We start from the raw sequence: 1,011 nt of genomic DNA, 5'->3' as shown, positions 1-1,011 counted from the left end.
TCACGATGAACCGGCTGGGCACATACTCCAGCTCCTCGGTTACGTCCTCGCCCAGACGGCGCAGCGCGCCGCCGCACTTGACACAGTCGTCGTCACCGGTGGTCAGCTCGATCTCTTGGCGGGGGATGTGATCCGGGATCGGGCGGCGCTTCGGCTTGTCCTTGGGCTCCTCGTCGGGAAGCCGCAGCTTCGCCGTCATCTTCGCGATCGAGATCTCGCTCGCCTCGAGCGCCAGCTGAAGCTGCTCGATGGTCTCCGACGTGGTGCCGAACCGGGAGTTACGGTGACCGACGAGCTGATGCTGGAGCTTCACCCCTTTCGGGACATTGCTGCGCAATGCCCTGCCGGGCAGTGGATCAGCATCGCCTGCGACTTGACCTCGGCCAGAAGCAGGGCCGTGAAGCGACGTAGTTCGTCGGGATCTTCCGGCAGGGATTGGGCGGTGTCGAGCATGCCAGAACGTAGCAAAACACGGGCCTGACGGGAATCCTCGATGCGCTCGCCATGCCGGATTATCCCGCTCTGAGCGGCTTCCAGCTGCGCTGCGGCTGTCGCCAGTCGATGCCCTCGAGAAGCATCGCCAGCTGTGCCGCCGTGAGGGAAATCCTGCCCTCCTTGGCCGCGGGCCAGACGAACCGGCCCTTCTCCAGGCGCTTGGAGAACAAGCATGCGCCCTGGCCGTCCCACCCACTGCCCGACAGGGCATTGCGTAGCAATGTCCCGAAAGGGAGATGATCTTGATCAGGTCGCCCCTGCGACCCCGAAAGACGAACATGTGGCCGGCGAACGGGTCCCGCTCGAGCGTCTGCTCCGCCTGCGCCGCCAGCGTCGTAAACCCGCGCCGCATGTCGGTCACGCCCGCCGCCAGCCAGACCCGCGTTCTCGCTGGAACGGGGATCATCCCGACAGACCCCGGATCAGCCGGGCCAGCGCTTCGGGGTCGTAGGTGCCCACGATCCGCAGCCGGTGACCGCCCGCAACGTCGATCTCCATCGTGCCGGAAGCGGGCGT

The 1,011-nt window shown here is 66.3% G+C and carries 2 protein-coding genes and 1 pseudogene; all 3 read right to left on the bottom strand.

All coding sequences use genetic code 11. From position 1 onward, the window contains the following. Positions 1-313 (bottom strand): IS66 family transposase zinc-finger binding domain-containing protein (locus Q1B08_RS21500; protein WP_299823421.1); only part of this gene is annotated, 313 nt, incomplete at its 3' end. After that, entirely contained in the window at positions 310-453 is a 144-nt protein-coding gene (locus Q1B08_RS21495; RefSeq protein ID WP_299823417.1) for a hypothetical protein, read from the bottom strand. The genes Q1B08_RS21500 and Q1B08_RS21495, both read right to left, overlap by 4 nt. Positions 454-512: 59 nt before the next feature. Then, a pseudogene (gene tnpB / locus Q1B08_RS21490) lies at positions 513-901 on the bottom strand (IS66 family insertion sequence element accessory protein TnpB). Between the last annotated feature and the right edge of the window lie 110 nt (positions 902-1,011).

It is taken from the genome of uncultured Jannaschia sp., assembly GCF_947494025.1.
GTDB lineage: Bacteria > Pseudomonadota > Alphaproteobacteria > Rhodobacterales > Rhodobacteraceae > Jannaschia.
This window is presented reverse-complemented; position numbering and strand designations above follow the sequence as displayed.